At 69.5% G+C, this 19834-nt stretch carries 16 protein-coding genes and 1 pseudogene; 8 read left to right on the top strand and 9 right to left on the bottom strand.

What is annotated here, in order from left to right:
• Positions 1 to 338 precede the first annotated feature (338 nt).
• The 8 genes from ABT114_RS14005 to ABT114_RS13970 all read left to right on the top strand — a co-directional run bounded on the left by ABT114_RS14005 (position 339) and on the right by ABT114_RS13970 (position 7850).
• The gene (locus ABT114_RS14005; protein ID WP_351142074.1) at positions 339 to 473 is read left to right on the top strand and encodes a hypothetical protein; all 135 of its coding nucleotides are present in this window, start codon (positions 339 to 341) and stop codon (positions 471 to 473) included.
• A 15-nt stretch (positions 474 to 488) separates the two neighbouring features.
• Positions 489 to 794, top strand: coding sequence for a transposase (locus tag ABT114_RS14000; protein ID WP_351142220.1), 306 nt, complete (start codon positions 489 to 491; stop codon positions 792 to 794).
• Between the two features lie 147 nt (positions 795 to 941).
• Positions 942 to 2837: an alpha-galactosidase gene (locus tag ABT114_RS13995; RefSeq protein ID WP_351142072.1), complete on the top strand. Its 1896-nt coding sequence runs from the start codon at positions 942 to 944 to the stop codon at positions 2835 to 2837.
• A complete protein-coding gene (locus ABT114_RS13990; protein WP_351142070.1) occupies positions 2837 to 4147 on the top strand; it encodes a sulfotransferase family protein in 1311 nt (436 codons plus the stop codon). The genes ABT114_RS13995 and ABT114_RS13990 overlap by 1 nt, the downstream gene beginning before the upstream one ends.
• Positions 4138 to 5109 (top strand): dimethylarginine dimethylaminohydrolase family protein, encoded by a 972-nt coding sequence (locus tag ABT114_RS13985; RefSeq protein WP_351142069.1) that lies wholly within the window; start codon positions 4138 to 4140, stop codon positions 5107 to 5109. The genes ABT114_RS13990 and ABT114_RS13985 overlap by 10 nt, the downstream gene beginning before the upstream one ends.
• 10 nt (positions 5110 to 5119) lie before the next feature.
• On the top strand, positions 5120 to 6094 hold the full coding sequence (locus tag ABT114_RS13980) for a glycosyltransferase family 2 protein (RefSeq protein WP_351142067.1): 975 nt from the start codon (positions 5120 to 5122) through the stop codon (positions 6092 to 6094).
• Between the two features lie 31 nt (positions 6095 to 6125).
• Positions 6126 to 7358, top strand: coding sequence for an MFS transporter (locus ABT114_RS13975; protein WP_351142065.1), 1233 nt, complete (start codon positions 6126 to 6128; stop codon positions 7356 to 7358).
• 12 nt (positions 7359 to 7370) lie between these two features.
• Positions 7371 to 7850, top strand: coding sequence for an adenylyl-sulfate kinase (locus tag ABT114_RS13970; protein WP_351142063.1), 480 nt, complete (start codon positions 7371 to 7373; stop codon positions 7848 to 7850).
• A gap of 229 nt (positions 7851 to 8079) precedes the next feature.
• Here the strand turns inward: ABT114_RS13970 and ABT114_RS13965 are convergent, their stop codons facing one another.
• The 9 genes and pseudogenes from ABT114_RS13965 to ABT114_RS13925 form a co-directional block, all read right to left on the bottom strand.
• On the bottom strand, positions 8080 to 9681 hold the full coding sequence (locus ABT114_RS13965; protein WP_351142061.1) for an N-acyl-D-amino-acid deacylase family protein: 1602 nt from the start codon (positions 9679 to 9681) through the stop codon (positions 8080 to 8082).
• A 171-nt stretch (positions 9682 to 9852) separates the two neighbouring features.
• Positions 9853 to 11229 (bottom strand): type III PLP-dependent enzyme domain-containing protein, encoded by a 1377-nt coding sequence (locus tag ABT114_RS13960; protein ID WP_502988326.1) that lies wholly within the window; start codon positions 11227 to 11229, stop codon positions 9853 to 9855.
• 182 nt (positions 11230 to 11411) lie between these two features.
• Positions 11412 to 13133 carry a PucR family transcriptional regulator gene (locus ABT114_RS13955; protein WP_351142057.1) on the bottom strand — a complete coding sequence of 574 codons (1722 nt, stop codon included), beginning with the start codon at positions 13131 to 13133 and terminating at the stop codon, positions 11412 to 11414.
• Between the two features lie 403 nt (positions 13134 to 13536).
• Positions 13537 to 13863, bottom strand: a complete 327-nt coding sequence (locus ABT114_RS13950; RefSeq protein ID WP_351142055.1) for a hypothetical protein — start codon at positions 13861 to 13863, stop codon at positions 13537 to 13539.
• Between the two features lie 363 nt (positions 13864 to 14226).
• Positions 14227 to 15768, bottom strand: coding sequence for an NCS1 family nucleobase:cation symporter-1 (locus ABT114_RS13945; RefSeq protein WP_351142053.1), 1542 nt, complete (start codon positions 15766 to 15768; stop codon positions 14227 to 14229).
• 113 nt (positions 15769 to 15881) lie between these two features.
• A complete protein-coding gene (locus tag ABT114_RS13940; RefSeq protein ID WP_351142051.1) occupies positions 15882 to 16904 on the bottom strand; it encodes a TIGR03842 family LLM class F420-dependent oxidoreductase in 1023 nt (340 codons plus the stop codon).
• Between the two features lie 136 nt (positions 16905 to 17040).
• Complete coding sequence (hydA, locus tag ABT114_RS13935; RefSeq protein WP_351142049.1) at positions 17041 to 18432, bottom strand: dihydropyrimidinase; 1392 nt, start codon at positions 18430 to 18432, stop codon at positions 17041 to 17043.
• A 171-nt stretch (positions 18433 to 18603) separates the two neighbouring features.
• Positions 18604 to 18849 (bottom strand): annotated as a pseudogene (locus tag ABT114_RS13930) (dihydropyrimidinase); the annotation flags it as partial.
• Between the two features lie 98 nt (positions 18850 to 18947).
• On the bottom strand, positions 18948 to 19790 hold the full coding sequence (locus tag ABT114_RS13925) for a nitrilase-related carbon-nitrogen hydrolase (protein ID WP_351142046.1): 843 nt from the start codon (positions 19788 to 19790) through the stop codon (positions 18948 to 18950).
• Between the last annotated feature and the right edge of the window lie 44 nt (positions 19791 to 19834).

The raw sequence follows: 19834 nt of genomic DNA, 5'->3' as shown, positions 1-19834 counted from the left end.
CGTAGTCCGCGAGGGGTTCCAGCGCCGGGATGGGCCGCAATGGCCACTTGGCGCAACCTTGCCATCGGAGCCCTCCGGGCAGCCGGAGTGAAGAACATCGCGGCCGGCCTCCGCCGCAACGCCCGCGACCCTCGATGCCCCCTCGCGCTCCTCGGCCTCGGATGATCACGAACCAGACGTCATGCGACTACGCCGAAGCCCTGCCCGAGACCTTCGTTTTGCCCGCCTCACGGCGGGCGGCGAAGCCGCCCTGGGTCGCTGTTGCGCGATTCCGTCAAGTGATCTCCTCCGGTCGGGCACGTTGGACGTACCGGGCTGTCCAGCGTGCGGAGTTGGCCATGTCGTTGCAGGCGGGCGGGCTGCCGGAGATCCCGGAGGAGACGTCGCGGGCGGCGTGGACGGTGTTCTCCGAAGGCACGTTGGCGATGCGAGTGAAGGATCACCTCATGGGGTTGTTCACCGACGAGCCGTAGGCCGCAAGCTACGGGATCCGGGGCCGGCCGGGGCTGCCCCCGGGAGCGTTGACACCGGTGACGGTGGTGCAGTTCGCCGATGATCTCACCGTCCGGCAGGCCGCGGCGATGGCCGCAAGGGCGATCGACCGGAAATACATGCTCGGCCGGGAGCCGGCGGATCCCGGCTTCGGCCACACGGTCCTCACCCGCTTCAGGGAGCGGCTACTGGAGCACACGGGCCCCTCGGCCCCGCACAGCCCGTACGTCACCGGCACAAACAGGGTGACTTCCTCTGACCGGGCCTCGACCCACTCACCCCCAGACAGTCGTTCACTTTAGTTCAGATCTGTTGACTAACCTTGGAATCTGAACCGATTCATTGACGTCTCATGTTCGATTGTGGTTGCCTCGCGGATTGTGAACGGAGCGTAACGCCGTCCGGCCCGCTGCCCCCGAGTGGGTCTTCCGCAGCCAGAAGGGCAATCGATGAACGCAGCACCACGCATGCGCCTGATCGTTCGTCTTGAGTCGGGAGTTGAAAGGGAGTTCGGCCCCTTCGTGCTCGGGGAGGTGGCCGCCGCCCGCCGCGAGGACATCGACGTCAGCGTGAGCGGCACGGCTCCCTTCAAGGTCACTGTGCGTCCGCCGAGCGGCGAGCGCATCGTCTCCGTCGAGTACCTGCTGCGTGCGCCGATGGGGAACTTCGATGAGGTCGTTCCACCGGACAGCGGGCGGTGGTTCATGAACCTGATGCACGCCACCAGCTTCTGGAAGTTCGGTCGGCTCGCCCAGTCGAAGATCAACGACGTCAAGGTCCCGCTCTACATGTTCACCGGGCGGGACGGGAACGTGGAACTGGCCATGGGCGTCATCGGTTCCCTCGCCGAGACGGACATGCGCCTTCTGGAGCCCGTGTCCAACCGGGCGCTGAACGTCCATACGGGCGGCGTCGAGGTGAGCCTTCGCCGGGGCACGCAGGAGTACCCCCTGCCCCGGTCCGCCGCCGCGGCCGATGGGTCTTTGACCGAGCACGTGTATCTCGTCTCCGGGCCGCAGGGCGGCGAGCGCGGGCCGTGGTTGGAGGTGCTGCGGGACTTCTCCGAGCGGACCCGAGCCGCATTCGGGCTGGAGGACCGCATCGTCGCCCGCTCCTTCGAGCCCTTCTGGTGCAGCTGGACCGACTGGGCCAGCGACGACATCAGCACGGAGATGGTCCTGGAGAACGTCAAGATCGGACTCGATGTCGGCGTCCGGAACTTCATCATCGACGACGGCTGGTTCGGCCCCGGCCTGGACACCGCGTACGAGACGCCGCTGAACATCGGTGACTGGAAGCCCGACCCGGACAAGTTTCCCGACATGCACGCACTGGTGCGCCGGGTGGAGGCGATGGGGGCGCGGGCCCTCATCTGGTGCGCTCCGCATGCTGTCGGCCCCGCCGCCGACTGTTTTGCCGACCGCCGCCACCTGCTCATCGCCCCGGCCTCCGGCGAACCGGTGCTGGGCGAGACCCAGTTCTACTCGCTGTGTTTCATGAACGCCCAGGCGCGCCGGGTGATGGCGGACGTCTGCGTACGGCTGGTGCGGGAGTACGGATTCCACGGCGCCAAGTACGACCTGTTCAACTGGATACCCGACCTGCGGTGCCAGAGCCCGCACCACGAGCACGACCTGGACTCGATGCTCACCGGCCTGCAGCTGATGCTGGAGGACGCCGACCGGCGCACCCGTGAGGTGGCACCGGACTACATTGTCGAACTCAAGCAGAACTACGGCACGGCGTTCCTCACCCCGTACGGCACCTGCATGCGGGCCGGCGACGCACCGTTCGACCCGCGGACGAACTTCCTGCGGACCCTGCATGTGCAGGCGTACACCGCGGCCGCGATCAACGACTACCAGACGTTTGGCCCCCATGACACGCCGCAGGACATCGCCGTGTCGGTCATCTCCATGCTGGCCGCCGGGATCCCGGCCTACGGCTCGGACTTCGCCCGCCTGTCCGAGGAAGGCAAGGAGGTGCTGCGCCGGCACCACCAGCTGTACGCCGACAACATGAGCGGCTTCCTGCAGCATCGGACGACCGACAACGCCTCACACAGCGTCCTGCGGGCGTCCGCCGACGAGCGCGATGTCGTCTTCGTCCTCCAGCCCACCACCTCGTGCCAGGTGCAGCGGCCGGCCATCGTGCTCAACGGCGGCTACGCGCCCCGGCTGACGGTGGACGCGCAGGCCGAGGGGCTCTCCTTCACCGTCCTCTCGCCGACCGGGCAACCACTCACCGCTGAACGCCCCCATCCCGGAGGGCCACTCACCATCGACGTACCCCCCGGCGGTGGCATCGCCTTCGAAGCCGCCTACGGAAGCGAGGTCCTGCTCTGATGGCATCAGGCGTTGAAGTCTCCGTGCGGGACCGGTCGATCGCCGCAGCCCGACGCACACTGGCCACCGTGCCCGTCTCCGCGGACGTGGATCTGTCGCACGTCACACGCGTCGTGGCAATCGTGGCCTCGTCCAGGGGCGGCAGCAGCCTCCTTCACCAGATCTTGTCGGACCAGCCCGACGTCCTGTCCATCGCCGGTGAACACACCGCTCTGTACAAGTTGAACGGGCTCGACCGCGGTAGGGACGGTTCCGACATACTGGAGCCGGACGCCGTGTTCAACTGGTCCGAGTTTTCAGCGGACTTCATGTCCCTGCTCGGTTCGGGGCCGAACCGGCCGCCGGTGGATGCCGTCGGCCGGATGCAGTACGCGGCCGTCGTGACGCGCCGCCTGGCCCTGCAGTGGCCCCTGGAGGAGATCCGGCACACGACCGTCCAGGATGCCGTTGACCAGGCCGTGCGCGGCTGTGTACGCCGCGACGACCCGGACGCCCTGTTCGCTCAGGTGTTGCACCGCCTTCGCTGCTCCCATCCCCGGATCGACCCCTCCTTCTACGATCTGCCGCCTGCTCTGCGGAGCGAGGGGAGCACCGGCGACCTGCGCACGCCCCACGACGGCTTCTGCATCGAGGAACCGCCGTTCATCGTCCCCCGCGTCCGCACCGCCGCCGACCGGGACTGTCTGCAGCGCCATCCCGTGGTGATCAAGTCGTCTGTCGACGCCTACCGACTGCCTTTGCTGCGACGCCTCTTCCCTCACGCCCACATACGGGTGGTCCACCTCACCCGCAACCCTGCCGCAAGCATCAACGGGCTCTACGACGGCTGGCGCGACCGGGGATTCTTCTCGTACGACGTCTCCGACCAGCACACCCTGGCCATCGACGGCTACTCGGAACTCGGCGCGGCGGCCCGGCGCTGGTGGAACTTCGACATTCCGCCCGGCTGGGAGAAGCTCGTCGACCAGCCGCTGGAATGGGTGTGTGCCCATCAGTGGGCGGGAGCGCACCGCTCAGCTCTCGAGGGGCTGGCGCCCGGCATCGCGGACGAGGTTCTGCGTGTGCCCTTCGAGCAGATTCTTCATCCCGCCGCCCGGGAGGCCACCCTCCGGTCCGTCTTCGACTTCGCCGGAGTTCAACAGCCTTCCCGTCCGGTCCAGTTCCCTGTCGTCATGGCGACCGCGCAGCCTCGCCCGGCGCGCTGGCGGCAGCGAGCCCACCTCGTGCTCCCGGCCGTGGAGCACCCCGCCATCCGGGAGGTCGCGAGCGAACTCGGCTACCGCAAGGGGGAGGAGGACCAGTGGCTGTGACCGCCGCCGCCTATCACGGGCCGGGCTGGCGCGCCCGCCCGGGACGGCTCGAGGACGACATCGCGCACGGCGGCATCTGGGCGCCGCTGCGGGTGGAACGGGACTTCGACCGGCTCACCGATGTCGCCCTGCACTGCCCGCCGGCCTCGCTGCTGACCGCCGGGGACCCGGACGCGCTCCAGCACCTGGAGCAGCTCGACCCCTCCGCGCTGCGCCGTGACATGGACATACTGGCCGAGTCATACCGGGCCCTCGGTATCACCGTGCACGAGCTGCCCGCGTCCCAGCCGCCCGGCGGCAATCCCTACAGTGGCGCCAACGCGATGTTCGTGCGTGATCTGCTGTGGATGACCGGCGCAGGAGCCGTCATTCCCCGGATGGCCAGCAGCGTCCGCGCCGGTGAGGAACGGCAGACCCTCCGGCTCTGCGCACAGCTCGGCATTCCCGTGGCCAGAACCATCGGCGCCGACGGTCTCTTCGAGGGCGCCGACGCCCAGTGGCTGCGCTCCGACCTGGTCGCCGTCGGACTCGGCACACGCACGAACGACGCCGGCGCCCGGCAGGTCGCGCAAGAGGCCCAGCAGCAGGGCGCGCAGGTGCTGCGGCTGTCCGTACCGAACGGAGTCCAGCATCTGCTGGGCGTACTCCAGGTGCTCGACGCCGACCTGCTCGCCGCCCGTACCTCGATCATGGACCCCGCCGATGTGCGCCGACTGCGTGATCTGGGGTTCACCGTCGTCGACATCCCTGAGTCCGACGAGGTCCGCACCCATCTGGCGTTCAACTTCGTCACCGTGGCGCCCCGCTCGATCCTCATGCCGACCGGGTCCCGGGACACCGCGGCCCTGCTCGCCCGGCACGGCGTCGAGTGCGTCGCCCGTGTGCCGATACCCGAACTCGCCAAAGGCGCAGGGGGAATCGCCTGCGCCACAGGAATCCTCGCCCGCACACCCCAGAACTGAGGTATCCCCGATGCCGACACTCAGCGTCGTCGTGCCCTTCTACAACGTCGCCCCCTACTTCCCCGAGCTCCTGGAGTCGCTGGCCACCCAGGAACTCACGGACATCGAAGTGGTGCTGGTCGACGACGGCTCGACCGACAACAGCCCCCAGATCGCGTCCTCATGGGTGGCCAAGGACGAGCGGTTCTCCCTGATCACCCAGCACAACCTCGGGCTCAGTGCCGCCCGCAACGCCGGTGCCGCGAAGGCCACCGGTACCTATCTGGCCTTCGCCGACTCCGACGACGTCGTACCGCCGACGGCCTACCGCGCTCTGGTGGAATCCCTTCAATCCACTGGCTCCGACTTCGCCTCCGGGGACGTACGACGCCTTACCACCTCGGGCACCCACCGCCATCCGCGCTATGCCGACGTCTTCGCCGCCCCGCGCCGCCGCACCCACATCACCCGCGACCACAAGCTGATCCTCGACCGCATGATCTGGAACAAGGTGTTCCGCCGGTCGTTCTGGGACCACCACCAATTCGCCTTCTCCTTGCGCCAGTACGAGGACGCGCCCGTGACCGTACGAGCCCACGTCGAGGCCCGCGCGGTAGACGTGGTCGGACAGGTCGTCTACCACTGGCGTATCCGCGAAACCGGGGAACGCTCCATCACTCAGCGCCTCTACGAGCCCGACAACATCGCGGCCCGCATGCGCATGATGGTGGTCACCGGCGACATCGTGCGCGAATACGCTCCCGAACTGCTGCCTGCCTACGAGCGCGACATGTGCCTGGGCGACCTGCGCATCGCGACCCTTGCGATGCTCGAGAACACCGACGAGGCGATGGCGACGGCTCTGGAGCTCGGGCGTGGCTTCCTTGCCCGGGTGGACGAGCAGGTACTCGATCAGCTGCCCGAACCGAACCGGCACCGACTGGCTCTCCTCCTCACCGGCCGCTCCGACGAGCTCCGCGAGGCGCTGCGTGCTGACGCGCAGTAGTACGACAGGCGCCGCACCGCACCCGTCCGCGATGCCGAGGTCGGCAGGTCAACTGCTGCGGCAGGAAGCGGACTTCCGCCGCGTCTACCTGTCCCAGTTGGTCAGCCTCGGCGGCGACTGGTTCGCGATGATCCCGCTGCTCGCGCTGCTCCAGCAGCTGACCAGCGCCCCTTTGTGGGGGGCGCTGGTCCTCGCGGCCGACACCCTGGTCATCGCCGCGCTGTCCCCGTACGCCGGAGTGATCGTCGACCGCGTCGACCGGCGCCGGCTGATGATCCTGTGCGACCTGCTCTCCGCCGCTTTCATCGCCACCTTGTTCCTCGTAAGGGACGAGTCGACGGCCTGGATCGCCTTGATCGCGCTGGGTGGTGTCGCGGGCGTGAAGGCGTTCTACGGGCCGGCCGCGAACGCCGCACTGCCCAACTTGGTGCCGAAACAAGACCTGTTGACGGCCAATGCGCTCAGCGGCGGCGCCTGGGGGATCATGCTCGCCGTGGGTGCCTCACTGGGCGCCCTGCTCGCGTCCGCCGTCGGCACATCCTGGTGCTTCGCCCTCGACGTGGCCACCTTCTGCATCTCCGCGGCTCTGGTCCAGCGGGTGCGAAAGCCCTGCGGTGACCACCAGCGCGGGCAGGCGCGGGGCCGGGTGCGCGATGATCTGCGGGAAACCGCGTCGTTCGCCCGCAAGGACCGCCGTATCACTGCACTGGTACTGGCCAAGCCGGGAACCGCCCTGGGCAACGGTGTTCTGGCACTCTTCCCTGCCCTGGGCGCAGCGGTCTTCCACGTCGGCGATGTCGGTGTGGGCCTGCTCTACGCCGCCCGGGGAGTGGGTGCGCTGATCGGCCCTGTTCTGGGCCGACGGCTGCTGTCGGGGCGGGAGGGGCGGATCCGGCTGCTCACCCTGGCCTCGACCCTGACGTTCGGCCTGGCCTATGCGGGATTTTCCGCTGTCGCGTGGTTCCCGTTGGCCGCCCTGCTGGTCGTTACGGCCCACATCGGGGGAAGCATGAATTCCACCCTGTCGTCCTTCGCCCTGCAGTCGGCCACGCCGGACACCATCCGCGGGCGCGTCCTCAGCGTTGACTTCATGTTCTCCACGCTGTCCCTCGGCGCGAGCCAACTGGTGGCAGGGGGCCTCGCCACCATGATGGACGCCCAGCATGCCGCCCTGTGCATCGCGGCCATCGTGATCGCATACGGCGTGCTCTGGTGGTCCTTCGCCCACTCCCTGCACCGAACCAACTCCTGCCCTGAGAAGTGAGGTTGCCCAGACATGCCCGTGTACACCAAGCCTTGCGACTGCGGAGTGACGGTGTGGCTCACCGGTTCACCGGGGTCGGGCACGACGCCCCTCGCACATGCGCTGGCTGAACTGCTTCGCGGCGCGGGGCACCAGGTGGCCGTGCTCGAGGCCGAGGACGTACGGCGTGCTGGGCTGACAGCCGAAATTCTCGCTCGGAACGGTGTGCTGGTCCTGGTCTCCGCCGCCCTGGCCCACCCGGAGGACTGCGGCATCGTGAGGAGACGGCATGGCAAGAGCGGTACACACTTCCTGGAGGCTCTGATAGCAGCGACGAAACCGGACACCCCGCTGGTCGATTCATCACCTCACGCCCCCGACCTCGCCATCCCGCCAGACCTGCCCGAGGCCGAGCGGCCGTCCCTCCTTCTGGGCCTGCTCAGCGAAAAGCGCTTTCTGGAGCCCTGCAGGATCTCCCCAGGGCCAGATACTGACTTTGGCTCATCAGGGTGATCTTCCATGAAGTCCCAGATGTGAGGTACGCGGATGGGAGCGGGCCGACGCCCGCAGGGCGTCAACGCCGTGACGCCGTAGGCATGCAGGCGGCGGAGTTGTTCGATGCGGCGCGGGCACACGTCGGTGGGACGGTCGGCCCAAGACCGTCCCGCGCACGCCAAACCCCCGCTACACTCCCCACCGCCAGGCCGTTGACCAGCACAAATACAGAGGTCCGGCTGGAGTACTAACAGGCGGGGCTGCGGCGCAGGACCCGACCCGGGCGGGCGTCGGTGGTCTCGCCGGCCCGGAGCACGCACCGGCCTGCCACCAGGACGTCGCGCACGCCGGTCGCGTACTGCCAGGGGTCCGCGAAGGTCGCGAGGTCGGTGACCTCCTCCGGGTCCAGGACGACCAGGTCGGCGACCTGTCCGGCGGCGAGGGTGCCGCGGTCGGGCAGGGGCAGGCGGGAGGCGGGCAGGGACGTCATCTTGCGTACGGCGTCGGCGAGTTCGAGGACGCCGCGGTCACGGACGTAGCGGCCGAGGACGCGGGCGAAGGTGCCGAAGTTGCGGGGGTGCGGGTGGCCGTCGCCGGGGGCGTGCAGCACCCAGCCGTCGCTGGCGACCGCGCTGCCGGGGTGGCGCAGCACGGTGTCGACGTCGTCGTCCGCCATGGCATGGTTGACAATCATGACCTCGCCCCGGTGTGCGGCCAGGACGTTGAGGACGGCCTCGGCGGGCTCCACGCCCTCGTCGCGGGCGATGTCGGCGATGCTGTCGCCGATCCGGTCGCTGTAGAGGCCGGGACCCATCATCGCGAGGACGACGCCTTCGGGCAGGAACGTGCGGCCGACGGCCGGGCGCAGGTCGGCCAGGACGCGGGCGCGGGTGTCCGGGTCGGCGAGCCGCTGCAGAAGGCCCGCGGGGCCGCCGTCCATCGCCCAGTCGGGCAGCCGGGAGGTGAGCCGGGTCGAGGACGCGGTGTAGGGGTAGACGTCGCAGGCCACGTCCAGGTCGTCGCCCGCCGCCGCGTCGATCGCGGCCAGCGCCTTGTCGACCTTTCCGTGGTTGGCCGGGCCCATCGCCTTCAGGTGGGAGACCTGGAGCCGTACCCCGGACGCCGTCGCCACGTCGATCGCCTCGGCGACGGCTTCCAGGAGGCGGTCGCCCTCGTCGCGCATGTGGGTGGCGTAGAGCAGGCCGTGCCGGGCGGCCTCGGTGGCGAGCGCCTTGATCTCGGCGGTGGTGGCGAAGGAGCCCGGGGCGTAGATGAGCCCGGTCGACATGCCGAAGACGCCCTGAGCCGCCGCGGTGGCGAGCAGGGTGCGCATGGCGTCCAGTTCCGCGGGACCCGCTGGGGTGCGGGCGTCGCCCATCACCGCCGTGCGCAGCGCGCCGTGTCCCACCAGCGGGGCGATGTTGAGGGCGGGCCGGGCGGCCTCCACGGCGGCGGCGAAGCCGTCGAGGTCGTGCCACTGCGCCCCGGCCAGGGTGCCCGGACCGCCGTCGGCGGCCGCCTCTGCGGCGGCGAGCGGGAACGGCGAAAGCCCGCAGTTGCCGGTGACCAGGGTCGTGACGCCCTGCCGGAGACACGCCTCCGCGTCGGGCATGGCCAGGACCGAGAAGTCCGCGTGGGAGTGCAGGTCGATGAAGCCCGGGGTGACGACCAGCCCGGTCGCGTCCAGCACCGTGGCCGCCGACGCCGTCGGGTCCAGGTCGCCGACGTGGACGATCCGGTCCGCGCGCACGCCGACGTCCGCGCGGCGCGGGGCGGCGCCGGTTCCGTCGATCACGGTGCCGCCGGTGATGAGGACGTCGTACGGACCGGTCTGGTCGGGCATGGCCATGAAGCTCACTTCCTGGGATACGGGGCGGTTCAGCGGCGATTTCAGCGGCGGGGGTGGTCGCGGCTGGTCCTCGGGGGCGTCGGGACGGAGGGGTGGCAACGGCGTCGTACGGGAAACTCAGTGCGCGGGTGTGAGGGGGGTGAGCCCTTGGTCGGCGACGGGTGGCGGGTTTCAGCGGGTGGTGGCGGGGCCGGACGGGGTGAGGGCGAGGAGCCGGTCCGTGTGCCGGGCGCCGCTCTCCGCGGCGATCTCGTCGAGCGTCTGCGCGTCGCGCACGGGGGCGAGGCGCACGGCGCCGCCGTCCGCCGTGTAGCCGTGCACGGCGGGGCGGGGCAGGCTGTTGTAGGCCCAGGGGGTGGAGAAGTAGTACGCGCCCGTGTCGTACAGGACGACCCAGTCGCCCTCGGCCAGGACCGGCAGGTCGCGGCCCTCGGCCACGATGTCGCCCGCGAAGCAGCAGGGCCCGGCGATGTCCTGGGCCTCGGTCGGACCGGTCCTTGGCCGCCCCTCCGCGTCGAAGGCGCCGACCCGCAGCGGCCAGGAGCCGGGCATGAGAACGGTACGGGTCGCGGTCTGCGCACCCGCGTGGGTGACGGCGATACGGCGTCCCCCGGACTGCTTGGCGTACTCGACGCGGGCCGCGATGAACCCGTTCTTGGCCAGCAGCGACCGGCCGAACTCGGTGACCAGGGCGTAGCGTCCCTCGAACAGGCCGGGTACGGCGGCCCGTAGGGCACGGGTGTAGTCGTCGAAGGTGGGGCGCACGTCGTCGTCGGTGAAGTTGACCGGCAGACCGCCGCCGATGTCCAGGCTGGTGATCTGCTGTCGGCCGACCGTGGCGTTGATCTCCTCCGCCAGGCGGTACGTCTCCGCGATGCCCTCGGCGATCAGCTCCAGCGGGCAGCCCTGGGAGCCGACGTGCGCGTGCAGCCGGGTCAGCCAGGGCCGTCGGACGAAGGCCTGGACGACACGGTCACGCCCGCCCGCGTCGCGCAGGGCGACCCCGAACTTGGAGGTGGCGGTGGCGGTGCTCATCGCGCCGATGGTGCCGCCGCCGACCTGCGGGTTGACGCGCAGCCCGATGACGGACGCGCAGTCGGCGGGCCGGAGCGTGTCGATGCGGTCCAGTTCGTCGAGGTTGTCGGCGTTGAGAGCGATGCCCAGTGCGAGCGCCTCGGCGATCTCCTCGCGGGTCTTGGCCGGCGAGTCGAGGACGATACGGGACGGCGCGAATCCCGCGTCCCGGGCCAGCCGCAGCTCGCCGGGGCTCGCGACCTCGCAGCCCATGCCCAGGCCGGCGAGAAGCCGCAGCACCGGGACGAGAGAGGCGGCCTTGGCGGCGAAGGTGTGCAGCACCTCGGGGACGGTGGCGAAGGCGGCCTGCAGGGAGGCGACCGACGCCCGGATTCCGTCGATGTCGAGGAATGCGGCGACGGGCTGGGAGGTCCCGAGCAGGCCGTGGTCGAGCGCGTGGCGCAGGACGGTGCCGACGCGTTCGGCCGAGCGGAGAGCGGCGCCGTCGGTGGTGGGCTGCGGGCAGAAGTCCAGGGGGACGTCGCTGTTCAGGGTCACGGGGAGCCTTCGTCACGTTTGAGGGAGTGACAAGAGGATGTTCCCCGGGGCCGGTCGACGTCTTCGTAGTACGACACAAAGGATCACGGATTTTTTGTCAGCCACTCCGAAAAGGGTGACGAGCCCGGAGGAATCCCCTTACACGCAGACCAACACCGTCAGAACCCCTCGTACTCGTGGTGGCCCGGTGCATCGCTCCCGGCAAGGCGCACCGCCAGCGTGACCACGAGCCGTGTGTCGGGGTCGTCGAGGTCGATGCCGAAGCGTTCGCGGACCCGGCGCAGCCGGTAGCGCAGGGTGTTGGGGTGCAGGACGAGACGCTGGGCCGCCCGGGACATGTCGCCCGCCGCGTCCAGGTAGGCGGTGAGCGAGCGCACCAGTTCGCCCCCGGCGGCGAGATCGGTGGTCACCATCTCGTGGACGGGGCCGCCGTACCGTTCCCACAGCGGCCGGATCGCGTCGAGGACCCGCAGTACGGCCACGGTCTGCCCCACGTCGCCCGGTCCCGCGTGCCGGATCGGCCCCCGCTGCTCCGCTCGCCCCCCGGTGGACCCGGAGCTGTTGGGCGGGACCGCGCGAGCCTCCCGTTCCCGCAAGGCCCGGACGACCAGGAGCGCCTCGTCGTAGGAGTCGGCGGCGCCGGACGGAGAGACGGCCAGCGTCCCGGCGCCGACCCAGACGGCCGGGGCGTCGGGCATGGCCGCGGCGAGGGAATCGAGTTCGCGGGCAAGGTGCGCGGCGTCGCGCTCGTCGCCGTCCGGGACCGGCAGCAGGACGGTCAGCCGGTGGCTCTCGCGCCAGACGCGGGCAGTGGCACGGTGCGCGGCGGCCTGGAGGGCGAGGGCCTGCAAAGTGCGTACCGCGGCGGGTCCCGACGCGCGGTCCCGTTCGGCGACGACGACGGCGCAGGGCACGTCGGGGGCGAGTTCCAGCGACCACATGTGGGAGTGGCGGTCGCCCTCGCCGAGCAGCAGACCGCGCAGGGCGTGTGCCTGGCGCCGACGGCTGCTACTCCCCCGCAGCCGGTGCTGCAGCAGGTACGGCACGGCGATCTCCGCGGCGCGCCGCAGCACCTGCGCAGCGTCCGGCGAGAGCTGTCCCCCGTCGGCCGCGGCCCAGATGGATCCGAGGACCTCGCCGCCGCCGCGGATGGCGACGACCAGACGCTCGGGGTCGGTCTCGTCGGCGGGGCGGTGGATGACGTCTCGGGAGCTCCACAGGGCGCGCAGCAGTCCGCTGCGGCGCAGCTCGGCGACCCTCCACTCGGGAACCCGGCCACCCAGGATGGTCGACTGGCGCAGTCCGTCGGCGTCGGCGCTGGTCGCGGAGTGGGCGAGGACCCGGAACTGGGTGTCCTCCACCGTGATGGACGCCCGGCAGTAGCGGGCGACGACCGACGCGAGCACGGCGAGACCGCCACCGGCGGCGCCCTCGGCCAGGCTGTCCTGGCTGCCGACCGCGCCGAACGCGAGCGCGGACCGCACCAGCTCCAGGGTGTCGCCCCACTCGGCCCACTCGGCGCGGGACAGCAGCGCGATCCCGCTCTCCCGCGCGGCGGCGAGCACCGGCTCGGGCATGCTGTCCCCGCCGCCACTGCGCAGGACGACGGCGACGGCCCCCCGCCGGGCCGCCTCCCGCACAATGTCCGGGGCGCTCACGGCGTCCGGCCGCAGCCCCGCCGCGAGCACGAGGTGCCCGGCATACGGCCGCGCCGCGTCCTCCTCGCCGATGATCACTCCGTGCACGACCGTGTCGTCCTGACCGGACGGCGCGAGGACGAGATGGAGGATGCCGTCCTCGTCCTGGACGAGGATCTCCCGCAAGGTGACCCCCGACGACACGCCGTCCCCGGTACCGCTTCCGGGGGATCCGGCGGTCATGGGCGGACGGTTCGGGAGGTGGTGGGCTGGTGCATCGGGCCAGGATACGAGGGGGTGAGGTGCGGCTGGGCGCACGCTGATGCCCTGCGCAAGCGGCACGGCCCCGCCGCCCACGCGAGCGGTCTGCACTGCCGGTCATGCAGCGCCGTCGAGGGCAAAGGCTTGCAGCCATTCAGAGTGCGAGTACCGCACGAACGGACCGTACGCGGGCACCCCCAGATCCTCGTCGATCACCACGACTACGAGACCCACCACAGCGCTCCGAAGCCATAATCCACGTCGAAGCCATAATCCATGTCGCGATGATCGACCTCATGAGCCGACGACTCACCCGCGAATCCACCCCGAACTGACGCAACGTCCGAACCTCGAACCGACAACCTCGCCGGAACAAAACGCTCTTTCAGAATCCTGGAGCCGGGACGAAGTCCGGCCACCACGACGGCACACCGCTGGGGCAGTGATAGGTATCGCCACCCCAGAAAAGCGAGATGGCACACCAGGAAACGGTGAGCATCAGCACCCCGAGGACAAAGGCGCGGACCAGAGGCCGCTCTCCCAAAAAGGCCCCAGCGCCCAGCCAGACAAGCATCAGAACGACCCAGAGAACGGGGATGAAGATCAGGAGGAGAAAGCCACCGTTGGCCGAACTGTTCACCCCTGCGTCGCAGGCGCTCCATGCCCTCCCCAGAAGCATGGCCGTCAGCAGAGCGACGGCCAGCACAACCACCGAACCAAGACATCCGTGCAGCCGTCGGCCACTCATACGCCCTCCGCCCCACGGCCTCGCTTGTCGACGGCCTCCGCGTCATCCCCGCTCTCCCGCACCGCAGCGGCTCAGCCTACTCAACCCGGCGAACCTTCCCGGTCACAGCATTGACGGAGCAAGCCCCTGAAAGATCGGAAAGGGCCTCCGACGCAGGTCAGAGGCCCTCTCCAGGCAAAGCCGCAGGTGGCGGCAGACGAGTCGGGCTGAACGCCCGGGTTCTGTTCACCAGGCAACGCGCGCCGCGCAGACGGCCGGTCTGCCCAGCCTGCGCTGCGCGGCGGGCAGGGCCGCGCTGCACTGTGCCCCGCGGCGTCACCCAGAACCTCACGCGGTGCCGGTGGCGCCCTCCGGGTCCCGTCTGCCGGCCATCAGCGCGAGGTAAACGACGAGGGATGAGCCGAGGCCGACGGCCCAGCCGTAGTCGGCGAGGGGCTTGAGGAAGGGGATCAGGCCGTCGACGGGGAACGGGCCCGCCTTGTTGCCGTCCGCGTCGAGCGTCGAGTACGAGCCCCCCACGGCGAGGAGTCCGCCCACCACGAACGCGGCCACGGCCCGCCAGTTCCAGCCGCCCGAGTACCAGTACCGGCCCCCGGCCACATACAGGTCGGCCAGGTGCAGCTCGGTGCGGCGCACGATCCAGTAGTCGGCGATCAGGATCCCGGCGACCGTGCCGAGGAGTCCACCGACCACGCCGAGCCAGGTGAAGATGTACAGCTCGGGCGACGAGATCAGCTTCCACGGCATGACGATCACACCGACGACGCCCGTGATGATCGCGCCGGTACGGAAGTTGATGAGCTTGGGGGCAAGGTTCGCCAGGTCGTACGCGGGTGAGACCACGTTCGCCGCGATGTTCACGGAGAGGGTCGCGACGAACACGGTGATCAGCGCGAACAAGAGGCCGAACACGTTGTCGGTCTTGCCCGCCAGCTCGACCGGGTCCCAGATCGCCGCCCCGTACACCTCCTGCGAACCGGAGGTGACGAGGACGGAGAGGAGCGCGAACAGCGTCATGGTCGTGGGCAGACCCAGCGTCTGGCCCCACACCTGGGCTCGCTGGCCCTTCCCGAAGCGGGTGAAGTCGGGGATGTTCAGCGACAGGGTCGACCAGAAGCCGATCATGCCCATCAGACCGGGGAAGAAGACCTTCCAGAAGTCCGAACCCCAGCCGAGCTTCGACGGCTCGTCCAGCAGCGGGCCGAACCCGCCCGCCTTGTTCGCGATCCACACCAGCAGCACCAGCGCACCGACCAGGACGAACGGAGCCGCCCAGTTCTCGAAGCGCCGCAGGGTCTCCATGCCCCGGTAGATGATGGCCAGTTCGAGCACCCAGAAGATCACGAAGCACAGCCAGAGCGTCCACGGGTAGCCGCCGACCTTCCCGGCGTCCGCCCACCCACCGAAGATCTTGCCCAGGAGCACGAAGATGCCCTGGCCGCCGATCCAGGTCTGGATGCCGAACCAGCAACAGGCCACGGCCGCCCGCACCAGCGCGGGCAGGTTGGCGCCCCGGACGCCGAACGAGGCGCGGGCGAGGACCGGGAACGGGATGCCGTACTTCGGGCCGGCGTGACCGGTCAGCAGCATCGGCAGCAGCACGATCACGTTCGCGAGGGCGATCGTGAGCACCGCCTGCTTCCAGTCCATACCGAGCGCCACCAGGCCCGAGGCCAGCGTCCAGGACGGGATGCAGTGGGCCATGCCGATCCACAGCGCCACGAAGTTGTACGTCGTCCAGCGGCGCTCGGCGAGCGGGACCGGGCGCAGGTCGTCATTCGCGTAGCGGCTGCCGGCCGGGTAGGCGTCGGCGGACAGTTCCACCGGGCCCGCAGGTATCGAGGACGGCGGTGGAGCGGTGTCGGTCATGGGCAGTCCGTTCTACGGAGGGGAAGGTGGGATGACGACCGTGCGGGTGCCGTGAACTGCCGTGCTGTGTGCGGGTGTTGCGAGTAGCGCCGCGGGTGCCACTAAGGGTGCTGTCATGCGTTCAGCGCGGGGATGACGTCCTGCCCGTACGCGTCGATGACCTTCTCCTTCGCGTCGTGCATGTCGTAGACGGCGAACTGGTCGACGCCCAGCTCACGCAGCGCGTTCAGCTTCTCGATGTGCTTCTCGACCGGGCCGATGAGGCAGAACCGGTCGACGATCTCGTCGGGCACGAACGCGGTGTCGGGGTTGTCGGCACGTCCGTGGTGGGAGTAGTCGTACCCCTCGCGCGCCTTGATGTAGTCGGTGAGTTCGTCGGGTACGGCGGCGGAGTGCTCGCCGTACTTGGACACCAGGTCCGCCACATGGTTGCCGACCATGCCGCCGAACCAGCGGCACTGCTCGCGCGCGTGGGCGAGCGCCTCGGGCGAGTCGTCCTCGGTGACGTACGCGGGGGCGGCGACGCAGATCCTGACGTCGGACGGGTCGCGTCCGGCGGCGACGGCCGCGTCCTTGACGGCCTTGACCATGTACTCGGTCAGGTAGAGGTCGGCGAGCTGGAGGATGAACCCGTCGGCCTCCTCCCCCGTCATCTTCAGCGCCTTGGGCCCGTACGCGGCCATCCACACCGGGAGTTCCGCCCCCGGCTTGATCCACGGAAACCGTACGACCGCCCCGCCGCCGAGGTCGGCCTCCTCACCCCGCCCCAGCGCCCGGATCACCCGCATCGCGTCGCTGATGCGGGCCAGGGTGTTGGGCTTGCGGCCGGCCACCCGCATCGCCGAGTCACCGCGCCCGATCCCGCAGACCGTGCGGTTGCCGAACATGTCGTTCAGCGTGGCGAAGGTCGACGCCGTCACCTCCCAGGTGCGGGTGCCGGGATTGGTCACCATCGTGCCGACCTTCAACCGCTCGGTCTGCGCGAGGATCTGGCTGTAGATGACGAACGGCTCCTGCCACAGCACGGCCGAGTCGAAGGTCCAGCCGTACGTGAAGCCGGCCCCCTCCGCACGCTTCATCAACTCCACGACCCTCGAAGCCGGGGGGTCGGTCTGCAGAACAAGTCCGAAGTCCATGGAAGGCCCCTTACTGATCACGTTCGAACCAGCAGCCCAGCGCCAGGTGAACGGCGCCCGTCAGACCGCCGGCATGAGGGGCGCGCGCCGACACGGGTCGGCCGGCGCGCGCCCGGGACACCGCCGGAGCGGTCTGCTAGTTCAGGTACTGACAGGTGGATCGCGGCGTGTAGGCACCATGGCCCGCGCGCCCGGTGTACTCCCGCTCGGAGATGACGACTTCGCCGCGCGAGAGCACCGTCTGCACACGGCCGGTCAACCGCTTGCCTTCGTATGCCGAGTAATCGACGTTCATGTGGTGCGTCTCGGCAGACAGGATCTGTTCGGCGTGCGGGTCGTAGATCACGATGTCCGCGTCCGCCCCCGGCGCGATCGTCCCCTTCTGCGGATACAGACCGAACATGCGCGCCGGAGTGGCACAGGCGATCTCGATCCACCGACGACGCGAGATGTGCCCGTCCACTACCGCCTGGTGAAGTAGGTCCATCCGGTTCTCCACGCCGGGCAGGCCGTTGGGGATCTTGGAGAAGTCCCCCCGGCCCAGTTCCTTCTGGCCGACGAAGCAGAACGGGCAGTGGTCGGTGGACACCACCTGGAGGTCGTTCGAGCGCAGGCCTCGCCACAGTGCCGCCTGATGTTCCTTCGGCCGCAGCGGTGTCGAGCACACGTACTTCGCGCCCTCGAAATCCGGCTCGGCCAGGTTGTCCGTCGACAGGAACAGATACTGCGGGCATGTCTCGCCGAAGACGTTCAGCCCCTCGTCCCGCGCACGCGTCAATTCCGCGACTGCTTCCGCCGCCGACACATGCACCACGTAGAGCGGTGCACCCGCGACCTGAGCCAGCTTGATCGCGCGGTAGGTCGCCTCGGCTTCGAGAAGGGCCTTTCTGACCTCACCGTGATAACGCGGGTCGGTTTCACCACGGGCGACCGCCTGCTCGACGAGAACGTCGATCGCGATGCCGTTCTCGGCGTGCATCATGATCAGCCCGCCGTTTTCCCCGGCCCGTTGCATGGCTCGCAGAATCTGGCCGTCATCCGAATAGAAGACTCCTGGATACGCCATAAACAATTTGAACGAGGTCACGCCCTCTTCGACGAGCCCGTCCATTTCCTTCAGCGTCGACTCGTTCACGTCCGACGCGATCATGTGGAACGCGTAGTCGATCGCGCAGTTCCCCTCGGCCTTTTCATGCCACGCGTCCAGGCCGGCCCGCAGCGAGCTGCCTTTCGACTGGACCGCGAAGTCGATGATCGTGGTCGTGCCGCCCCAGGCAGCGGCACGCGTGCCGGTCTCGAAGGTATCGGAGGCGAAAGTCCCACCGAAAGGCATTTCCATGTGCGTGTGCGCGTCGACGCCGCCGGGAATGACGTATTTCTGCGACGCGTCGATGACGCGGTCCGCCGTCCATTGCTGGCTGCCCGGCGCCGCCAAGGCCGCGACCCGGCCGCCCTCGATCAGTACGTCTGCGTGCATTTCCTCGGCGGCCGTGATGACCAGGCCGCCGGTGATCAGTGTGCGGGTCATTGTTCGGGCCCTCCTGCTCCGGGCTGCTCGTGTTTCGTGTCGTCTCGTCGGTCCAAGTCCGGGCGCCCGGCCGGTGACGGTGGGACGCCAGGGCCGGGCGCTGTGGCGGCTGTGCCGCCGTCCACCGCCTCACCCGCACCCAGCGGTAGAAAATTCCTGGTCACTTCCGCTGGCGCAGTTGCCCTCGGCCTTGGCGTGCCAGGTGCCCAGGCCCTCGCGCAGGGTGCGCCCCACGCTCCGCACCGCGAAGTCGACGATCGTCGTCGTACCGCCCCAGGCGGCGGCCCGGGTGCCGGTCTCGAAGGTGCCGGAGGCGGCGAGGGCGGCGACACGGCCGTCCTCGATCAGGACGTCGGCGTGGGTCTTGTCGGACGCGGTGATGACGAGACCGCCACGGATGACGGTACGGCTGCTCATTGCTCCCTCTCTCCTTGTGACGGACGTTGCTGAAGGCTCCTGGTGCCCCGCAGGCCCGAACCCCGTGCACCGGACCTGTGAAAAGCTCAGGGCGTCGGTCAGGGAGCGGTCAGTGGGGCGTACGCGTCCGGACGGCGGTCCCGGAAGAACTGCCAGCGGTCGCGGACCTCGCGCAGCTTGGCCAGGTCCAGGTCCCGGACGACGAGTTCGGTCTCCTTGTCGGAGGCCACCTCGCCGACGAACTGTGCCTCCGGGTCCACGAAGTACGAGGTCCCGTAGAAGTCGTTGTCGCCGAGCTCCTCGACGCCGACCCGGTTGATGGCGCCGACGAAGTACTCGTTGGCGACGGCCGCCGCCGGCTGCTCCAGCTGCCACAGATAGCCGGACAGGCCGCGCGAGGTGGCAGACGGGTTGAAGACGATCTCCGCGCCCTCCAGACCCAGTGCGCGCCAGCCCTCCGGGAAGTGCCGGTCGTAGCAGATGTAGACGCCGATCCTGCCGACGGCCGTGTCGAAGACCGGCCAGCCGCTGTTCCCGGGGCGGAAGTAGAACTTCTCCCAGAATCCGGGGACCTGCGGGATGTGGTGCTTGCGGTACTTGCCGAGGTACGAACCGTCCGCGTCGATCACGGCGGCGGTGTTGTAGAGGACGCCGGGCTGCTCCTCCTCGTACATCGGCAGGATCAGGACGAGGCCCAGTTCCCTGGCGAGCGCCTGGAAGCGCGTGACGATGGGGCCGTCGGGGATCTGCTCGGCGTACTCGTAGAACGCCTTGTCCTGGACCTGGCAGAAGTACGGTCCGTAGAAAAGCTCCTGGAAGCACAGGACTTGAGCACCCTGCGCGGCCGCGTCGCGGGCCGCCTGCTCGTGTACCTGGATCATCGACTCCTTGTCGCCGGTCCAGGCGGTCTGGAAGAGGGCGGCACGGATCACTGTGCTCATCGGGACCTCCGGTCGCTCGGTGTGCGAGAAGACTAGGAAGTCCG

Origin of the sequence: Streptomyces sp. NPDC002088, from assembly GCF_040296605.1 — a bacterium.
In the GTDB taxonomy this organism is placed as follows: domain Bacteria; phylum Actinomycetota; class Actinomycetes; order Streptomycetales; family Streptomycetaceae; genus Streptomyces.
Note: the sequence above shows the minus strand (reverse complement) of the source record. Positions and strands in the feature narration are given on the sequence as shown.